This is a genomic window from Finegoldia sp. P1-F-LS, from assembly GCF_052932205.1.
In genome coordinates, this window is sequence record NZ_JBRFJH010000047.1 from 1 (window position 1) to 255 (window position 255).

Here is a 255-nt window from a genome sequence, read left to right on the forward strand (position 1 = left end):
TAGCTGCCCTCTGTACCAACCATTGTAGCACGTGTGTAGCCCAGGACATAAAGGGCATGATGATTTGACGTCATCCCCACCTTCCTCCGATTTGTCATCGGCAGTCTACTTAGAGTCCCCGACATTATTCGCTGGTAACTAAGTATAGGGGTTGCGCTCGTTGCGGGACTTAACCCAACATCTCACGACACGAGCTGACGACAACCATGCACCACCTGTATGGATGTCTCATAAAGAGAGGGGTATATCTCTATA

At 49.4% G+C, this 255-nt stretch carries 1 rRNA gene; it reads right to left on the reverse strand.

What is annotated here, in order from left to right:
* Positions 1-255, reverse strand: a 16S ribosomal RNA gene (locus ACU68Y_RS09225); the annotation flags it as partial.